Here is a 7776-nt window from a genome sequence, read left to right as displayed (position 1 = left end):
GGGGAAGCCCACGAGGCCCGTGGTGCGCAGCACCATGCCGGGGATCTCGCGGCGCCGAGATGGACAACCAGGTTGACGAGGACGTCAAGCTCGACCGTGCCCAGGCGCTCACCGATGTGGCCGAGGAGCTCGGCTTCTCCGCCACGGCAAAGCACGTGGGGGAGGTCGTCGACGTCGTGATCGACGGCATCGACACCGACGGCGACGTGCCTGAGCTCATCGGCCACGCCTGGTTCCAGGCCCCCGACTGCGACGGCGCCGTGCACATCGCCGAGGGCGAGGCCGCCGTGGGTGACGTCGTGCGCGTGCGCCTCGTCGACTCTTTCTGCTACGAGCTCGAGGGTGAGATCGTTGAGGGGGAGGAATAGGGAAGTGGCAAAGAAGTCCAGCATGTGGACGCCGGCCAACATCGTGACCTGCGCGCGCGTCGTGTTCGTTCCGGTGTGGCTGCTCATGGCCGAGGTCCTGGGCGGGCCCGGCGCGGGCGGCATCGCCGTCTTCGTTGCGTTCTGCCTGCTGTCGCTCACCGACAAGCTCGACGGTTACCTCGCGCGCAGCCGCAACGAGGTCACGACGTTCGGCAAGTTCCTCGACCCTATCGCCGACAAGCTCGTGGTCATCGTGGCCCTGTGCTACCTGCTCGAATGCGGCGCCCCCGTCTCTTGGGCGCTGCTCGTCATCGTGGCGCGCGAGTTTCTCGTGAGCGGTCTGCGCATGGTCGTGGCAACCAAGGGCATCGTCATCGCCGCGGGCAACCTCGGCAAGTGGAAGACCGCCACGACGATGGTCTCGATCTGCGGCAGCCTGCTCGCGATGGCGTTCGCCAACATGCCTGTCATTGCCGCCTCGCTCCAGACGCTCTCCTACGTGCTGCTTGCCGTGGCCGTCGTCCTCACCATCTGGAGCGGTGTCGACTACTTCGTAAAGTCCTGGGGCGCGCTCGCAGACGACGAGCCCGAGGATGCCGGCGCGAGTGACGTTTCTGGCTCTGATGCGTCTGATGCCGCGCCCACCTGGGACGACGCCGTGGCGCTCGCCTTCGAGGTGCTCGAGGCCGCCCGCAAGCGCGGCGTTCACGTTGGCACGGCGGAGAGTTGCACGGGCGGCCTTGTCGAAGCGGCCCTGACCGCCGTTCCCGGCTCGTCCGACGTCGTGATGGGCGCCGTGGGCTCCTACGCCTGCTCGGTCAAGCAGGCCATCCTCGGCGTCTCCGGTGACACCCTGGCGTCTGTTGGCGCCGTCTCGAGCGAGTGCGCCCAGCAGATGGCCGAGGGCGCGCTCGAGGCTCTCGGCTGCGAGGCGTCCGTGAGCGTCACGGGCATCGCGGGCCCCGGTGGCGCCACCCCCGGCAAGCCCGTTGGACTCGTGTGGTTTGGTGTGAGCGTCGCCGGCCAGACGCGCACCGAGTCTGTCGTTTTCCCGGGTGACCGCGCCGAGGTGCGCCTGCGCTCGGTCATGCACGCGCTTGGCATGCTCAAGGGCGCGCTTGAGGGATAGCGATTGAGCGAACGTGCTTGCTCTCTGTGTCTCCCGCGCCGCTCGCCTGCGGATTTATGCCGCTCGCCCGTTTTGAGCGCTCCCATTTTTCTTAGCATTTTCAGGCATTTAGCTCGGGTGTTAGACCCCTGTTAGATGCCTGTTAGATTATTTTGGCCCCAGCTTTCGTATGCTTCTCCCAACGGTTTGACCACGAACGACTGTTCGCGTATTATGTCGGGAGGAAGCAATGGAAGGGAACGAAATGGCTAAGTCCAACGCGGTTTCGAGAGAGATCCACGCCCCCACCACCGGTGAGGAGCGCACCAAGATGATCGAGTCGACCAAGGCCGAGATCGAGAAGAAGTTCGGCAAGGGCTCAATCATGAAGTATGGCGAGGATGGCCCAGACCTGCACGTCGAGGCAATTCCCACGGGCTCCATCGCGCTCGACGCTGCGCTGGGCATCGGCGGCGTGCCGCGCGGCCGCATCGTCGAGATCTATGGCCCCGAGTCCTCGGGCAAGACCACGCTCTCGCTCGAGATCCTCGCCGAGGCGCAGGCCATGGGCGGCGTCGTCGCCTTCATCGATGCCGAGCACGCGCTCGACCCGGGCTATGCCGCCCGCATCGGCGTTGACATCGACGAGGTTCTCATCTCCCAGCCAGACACCGGCGAGCAGGCGCTCGAGATCTGCGACATGCTCGTGCGCTCCGGCGCCATCGATGTCGTCGTCATCGACTCGGTTGCCGCGCTCGTCCCCCGCGCAGAGATCGAGGGCGAGATTGGCGACACCACGGTGGGCCTGCAGGCGCGCCTCATGAGTCAGGCCCTGCGCAAGCTTGCCGGCTCGCTTTCCAAGTCGAATACCACGTGCATCTTCATCAACCAGCTGCGCGAGAAGATCGGCATCATGTTCGGCAATCCCGAGACCACGCCGGGCGGCCGCGCCCTCAAGTTCTTCTCGTCGGTGCGCATGGACATCCGCCGCATCGACACGATCAAGCAGGGCAGCGAGATCGTGGGCAGCCGCGTGCGCGTCAAGGTCGTCAAGAACAAGGTCGCGCCTCCGTTCAAGACCGCCGAGTTCGACATCATGTACGGCACGGGCATCTCCAAGGAGGGCTCGATCCTCGACCTGGGCGTCGAGAGCGAGATCGTCAACAAGGCCGGTGCCTGGTACACCTACGAGGGCGAGCGCCTGGGCCAGGGCAGGGAGGCCGCCAAGACGTTCCTGCGCGAGCACCCCGACCTGCGCGACGAGATCGAGTCGCGCGTTCGCGTCGAGGTGGGCCTGCCGCCCCTCGAGGGCCACGAGCCCGTCGAGGACGAGGCCGGTGCCGTGAGTGCCGAGGATGCCGAGTAGGCGTAGCGGCCAGGCTGCCAAGAGGAGGGACCCCCGCATCCACGAGGGTCCCTCTGGCTTTACCTGGCACGTGGAGCTTCCCGAGCGCGCCTCGGCCCCCATGGGCGCGCGCAAGCCGCTCGCCCGCATCGTCGTGAGCGAGGGCGAGGGCCTGCAGGTTCCCGTCGCCGTTGCTCGCCGCCTCGATGCCATGGACGACGTGGCGTGGGGTAGCCGCGCCGAGCTGCTCTACCATGTGGGCGAGGTCTCAGACGCCTGCTGCTGGGAGAAGCTCGTCGACCTTGTGTCGCGCAGGGACTACTCCACCTCCGAGATGGCGTCTCGGCTCGTGCGCGAGGGCTACTCGCGTGCGCGTGCCGAGGGGCGCGTCGAGTATGCCTGCGAGCTCAAGATCATGAGCGACGCGCGCTTTGCCGAGTACTTCATTCGGGCCAAGGTCGCGGCGGGGTGGGGTCCCGTGCGCATCGAGCGCGAGCTCTCGCGACGCGGCATCGAGGCCTCCGAGGTCGCCGGCTGGCCCGAGGCCTTTCTTGAACAGGATGACGTCTCGGAGCGCGCCAGCGAGCTGCTTGCCCGCAAGGCGGTTCCAGAGAAGAATGCCTATGCCAAGTTCGTGCGATTCCTCGTCTCGCGCGGCTATCCCATGGCCATTGCCAAGGAGGCGGCGCTCGACCGCATTCATGGCGACGAGGGCGAGTGCTAGGCAAATTTATTGCGTCGAGGGCTCCGAATGTCAGGCCTGCGGCCATGGCAATGGGGATGAGCGCTGGGCCATATCTTGTGCTCGATTTTTGTCAGTGCCCCAAGCGCGTTGACTATTACCTAACGCTCACCTTAAAATGTAGAAACCATTTGGGTATCTCTCGTCGGTTGTGACCTGCACGGCTGACGTTACTTTTTGTTCGTTGAGCTGCGATTTCTTACGCGCATAGACGCCGAGAGCCACTCGGATGGTGGGTTCTGCCCCTGGGGCAGTCTCCTGAACCCCCACGCCAAAGTTTTGTGATTCTAGGAGTCTTAATGGGTATCGAAGTCTTCTTCGCAGCTATCGCTGCACTGTTTATTGGTTTTGGCATCTCGCATTTCGTCGTCAATAACCAGAACTCCGCCAAGGTCCAACAGGCCAACCAGCAGGTTGCCGATGCCGAGCGCCAGGCCGAGCAGATTCGCTCCGACGCGCAGCGTCAGGCCGAGACCACCAAGAAGGAGGCGGTCCTGGCCGCCAAGGAGGACATTCTCAAGCATCGCCAGGCAGCCGAGGCCGAGGAGAAGCAGCGCAAGAGCGAGCTTCGCTCCCTCGAGAGCCGCATCATGCAGCGCGAGGAGTCGCTCGACCGCCGCAACGACGCGCTTGACCGTCGCGAGCACCAGCTCTCCAGCCAGGCCGGCCAGCTCGACCGCCGCCAGAGCGACCTCGAGGGCCTCGTGAAGAAGCAGACCTCCGAGCTCGAGCGCATCGCCTCCCTCTCGACCGACGAGGCCCACAAGGAGCTTCTCGACCGCGTGCGCAAGGACACCGTGCGCGAGGAGGCCCAGATCCTGCGCGAGAGCGAGCAGCGCACCCGCGCCCAGGCCGACAAGACCGCCCGCGAGATCGTGACCACTGCCATCCAGCGCTGCGCCGCCGACCAGGCCGGCGAGGTCACGGTCACCACCGTCCACATCCCCTCCGACGACCTCAAGGGCCGCATCATCGGCCGTGAGGGTCGCAACATCCGCACCTTCGAGCAGGTTTCCGGCGTGTCCCTCGTCATTGACGACACCCCTGAGACCGTCATGCTCTCGAGCTTTGAGCCGGTCCGTCGCGAGACCGCCCGCGTTGCCCTCGAGAATCTCATCGCAGACGGCCGCATCCACCCCGCCCGCATCGAGGAGATGTACAAGAAGGCCGAGACCCTCGTGAACCAACGCGTCCAGGAGGCCGGCGAGCAGGCCTCGTTCGACGCCGGCATCCACGACCTGCACCCCGAGATCATCAAGACCCTCGGCGCCCTGCGCTACCGCACCTCTTTCGGTCAGAACGTCCTGCAGCACTCCAAGCAGGTCTCCGAGCTGTGCGGCATCATGGCCTCCGAGCTTGGCCTCGACCCCACGGCCGCCAAGCGCGCCGGCCTTCTCCACGACCTTGGCAAGGCCATCGACCACACGGTCGAGGGTCCGCATGCCGTGATCGGCGCCGACCTTGCCCGTCGCTATGGCGAGCGTCCCGAGATCGTCCACGCCATTGAGGCCCACCACGCCGACGTCGAGCCCAACACGATCCTCGACCAGCTCGTCATGGCCGCCGACGCCATCTCCGCCGCGCGCCCCGGTGCCCGCCGTGAGAGCGCCGAGACTTACATCAAGCGCCTCCAGAAGCTCGAGGAGATCTCGAACGCCCATGACGGCGTCGAGCGCACCTACGCCATGCAGGCCGGACGCGAGCTGCACGTCATGGTCCAACCCGAGAAGATCTCCGATGCCGAGGCCACGGTGCTCGCTCACGACATCGCCAAGCAGATCGAGGACGAGATGGAGTATCCCGGCCAGGTGCGCGTCGTCGTCATCCGCGAGTCGCGCGCCGTCGACGTCGCCAAGTAGCGGCTCGCCTCGAACACCATGGCTGACTTGCACGACATTTCCGAGAGCGGGGGAGTCCCTTCGGGGGCACCCTCGCTCGTTGACTTCGTTGCCCAGGTGTCCGGCGACACCGCGGTGAGGGTCGAGGAGTCGCTGGGCAACGGCTTCGTTCGCCTGCGCGTGGGGGAGGCGGAGCGCCGCCAGGCAAAGCACGACATCCGCTGCATCGAGGACGTCGTCATCGAGATGCTGCGAAACTCGCGTGACGCCGGCGCTCACAGGATCCTCATCGCTACGAGCCGTGAGTCCGACCTACGCAGCCTCGTCGTGCTCGACGACGGCTCGGGCGTGCCCGACTCCATGCGCGAGCGCATCTTCGACGCCCGCGTCACTTCTAAGCTCGAAACGGTCCACATGGACCGCTGGGGCGTGCATGGTCGTGGCATGGCGCTCTTCTCCATTCGCGAGAACACGCGGAGCGCCCGCGTCATGGCCACGGGCATGGGCCTTGGCTCGTCTATCCGCGTCGAGGCCGACGCCACCAAGCTTGCCGAGCGCAAGGACCAGAGCACCTGGCCCACGGTTGGCAGAGGAGACGAGGGTCAGCAGCAGCTCAAGGGCCCGCACAACATCATCAGGACGTGCTGCGAGTTCGCGCTCGAGGAACGCCCCGACTGCGAGGTCTTCCTTGGCTCTGCCGCAGACGTCATCGCCACGGCCCGCGCGCTTGCTGACGCGTCGCCCAACCGCTCGCGCCTGCTGTTCGTCGACGACCCCAACGAGGTGAGCGTCATCGAACGGCCCGCGCTCGCCGCGGACGCCCGCGAGCTCGCCGATGTCGCCGCCTCCCTGGGTCTGCCCATCTCGGAGCGCACCGCGCACCGCATCCTCGCCGGCCAGATCAAGCCCCTGCGTCCGGTTGCCTCGCGCCTGCTGCACCACGGCGGCACGCCGGGCCAGCAGGAGGTCGACCTCACGCGCGACCATCGCGGCCTTAAGCTCTCGCCCGACGACGTCGACGAGTTCTCCCGCGTCATGGAGCGCGCCTTCGACCTCATCGCCGAGCGCTATTACGTGGGACTCTCCAGTGAGCCGCGCATCAACGTGACGCGCGACAAGATAACCGTTACATTTGACCTCGAGAAGGAAGACTAGTAGGCCCGCGGCCGCTGGTCCAAACGCCACCAAAACGCATCACTCACACGTAGAACCGCTGCTAGGAGTAACATCCATGGACTACCTGAAGGTCTCGAGCAAGTCCTCACCTGCGTCGGTGGCCGGAGCCATCGCGGGCATGGTCAAGGACGGCGTACCGGTCAACATCCAGTCGGTCGGCGCCGGTGCCGTGAACCAGGCCATCAAGGCCGTTGCCATCGCGCGCGGCTTTCTCATCCCGGTGGGTATCGACATCTCGTGCGCACCCACGTTCTCTGACATCGACATCGACGGGCAGAGCCGCACGGCCATCCGCATTGCGGTCTACGTGCACAGGCTCGCCCCGACAGACGCGCAGACCCTCGAGCAGGGTGCCGGAAAGGTGGCAATCTAGTGCAAGTTAACAACTCCCTCGCCGGTCTTACCTACCACGTCAAGACCTTCGGCTGCCAGATGAACCTGCATGACGCCGAGCGCGTCTCGGGCCTGCTTGGGACGTGTGGCTGCCTCGAGGTGGCCACTCCCGAGGAGGCCGACATCGTCGTCTTCATGACGTGCTGCGTGCGCGAGAAGGCCGACACGCACCTGTATGGTCAGGTCTCCGCCATGGTGAGCGCGCCTGAGCCGCCGAGCGGCCGTAGGGTCGTCTGCATCGGCGGCTGCATCGCTCAACGCGACGGTGCCTCGATTCGCGAGCACATGAGAAATGTCGACGTCGTCTTTGGCACGCGCGCCATCTCCTCGCTTCCCGAGCTCATCGACGAGGCTCGCTCCGGCAACGGCAAGACCGTCTTTGCCGACACGAGCGAGGACTCGCAAGGCTTTTCGAGCGACCTGCCGAGCCGCCGCGAGGACGCCTGGCACGCCTGGGTGCCCATCATGACCGGCTGCAACAACTTCTGCAGCTACTGCATCGTGCCCTACGTCCGCGGGCGCGAGCGCGACCGCGCCTTCGACGACATCGTCGACGAGGTGCGCCGCCTCCATGCCGACGGCGTGCGCGAGGTGTGCCTGCTTGGCCAGAACGTCAACTCGTTTGGCCGTCAGCGCTACGGCTCCCCGCGCTTCGCTGAGCTTCTGCGTGCGGTGGGCGAGACGGGCATCGAGCGCATTCGCTTCACGAGCTCGCACCCCAAGGACCTGTCGCCTGCGACGATCGCCGCGATGGCCGAGACGCCCGCCGTCATGCCGCAGCTGCACCTTGCCGTGCAGAGCGGCTC

Annotated in this window: 7 protein-coding genes and 2 pseudogenes; all 9 read left to right on the top strand. The window is 66.0% G+C overall.

The window, feature by feature from the left end; translation table 11 throughout:
- Nucleotides 1-368, top strand: a pseudogene (locus tag AC1VTH_RS05180) (30S ribosomal protein S12 methylthiotransferase RimO); the annotation flags it as partial.
- A gap of 22 nt (nt 369-390) precedes the next feature.
- A pseudogene (gene pgsA, locus AC1VTH_RS05175) lies at nt 391-951 on the top strand (CDP-diacylglycerol--glycerol-3-phosphate 3-phosphatidyltransferase); the annotation flags it as partial.
- Nucleotides 952-1026: 75 nt separating this feature from the next.
- On the top strand, nt 1027-1497 hold the full coding sequence (locus tag AC1VTH_RS05170; protein ID WP_481335074.1) for a CinA family protein: 471 nt from the start codon (nt 1027-1029) through the stop codon (nt 1495-1497).
- Between the two features lie 244 nt (nt 1498-1741).
- Nucleotides 1742-2842, top strand: coding sequence for a recombinase RecA (gene recA, locus AC1VTH_RS05165; RefSeq protein WP_301829273.1), 1101 nt, complete (start codon nt 1742-1744; stop codon nt 2840-2842).
- Nucleotides 2832-3545 (top strand): regulatory protein RecX, encoded by a 714-nt coding sequence (locus AC1VTH_RS05160; RefSeq protein WP_301829271.1) that lies wholly within the window; start codon nt 2832-2834, stop codon nt 3543-3545. Before recA ends, AC1VTH_RS05160 begins: the two co-directional genes overlap by 11 nt.
- A 317-nt stretch (nt 3546-3862) precedes the next feature.
- Nucleotides 3863-5422, top strand: coding sequence for a ribonuclease Y (gene rny / locus AC1VTH_RS05155; RefSeq protein WP_301829269.1), 1560 nt, complete (start codon nt 3863-3865; stop codon nt 5420-5422).
- 18 nt (nt 5423-5440) lie between these two features.
- Nucleotides 5441-6556 carry an ATP-binding protein gene (locus AC1VTH_RS05150; protein WP_481335071.1) on the top strand — a complete coding sequence of 372 codons (1116 nt, stop codon included), beginning with the start codon at nt 5441-5443 and terminating at the stop codon, nt 6554-6556.
- Nucleotides 6557-6632: 76 nt separating this feature from the next.
- Nucleotides 6633-6950, top strand: a complete 318-nt coding sequence (locus AC1VTH_RS05145; RefSeq protein WP_293672906.1) for a stage V sporulation protein S — start codon at nt 6633-6635, stop codon at nt 6948-6950.
- A 59-nt stretch (nt 6951-7009) separates the two neighbouring features.
- The coding region (locus AC1VTH_RS05140; RefSeq protein WP_481335073.1) for a radical SAM protein at nt 7010-7776 on the top strand (767 nt) is incomplete at its 3' end.

The organism is Parolsenella sp., from assembly GCF_982402205.1.
Note: the sequence above shows the minus strand (reverse complement) of the source record. Positions and strands in the feature narration are given on the sequence as shown.

Bases quoted from the DNA above. Each gene is read 5' to 3' on its own strand.
- recA (WP_301829273.1), top strand. From the start codon at position 1,742: ATGGCTAAGTCCAACGCGGTTTCGAGAGAGATCCACGCCCCCACCACC.
- AC1VTH_RS05145 (WP_293672906.1), top strand. From the start codon at position 6,633: ATGGACTACCTGAAGGTCTCGAGCAAGTCCTCACCTGCGTCGGTGGCC.
- rny (WP_301829269.1), top strand. From the start codon at position 3,863: ATGGGTATCGAAGTCTTCTTCGCAGCTATCGCTGCACTGTTTATTGGT.
- AC1VTH_RS05160 (WP_301829271.1), top strand. From the start codon at position 2,832: ATGCCGAGTAGGCGTAGCGGCCAGGCTGCCAAGAGGAGGGACCCCCGC.
- AC1VTH_RS05150 (WP_481335071.1), top strand. From the start codon at position 5,441: ATGGCTGACTTGCACGACATTTCCGAGAGCGGGGGAGTCCCTTCGGGG.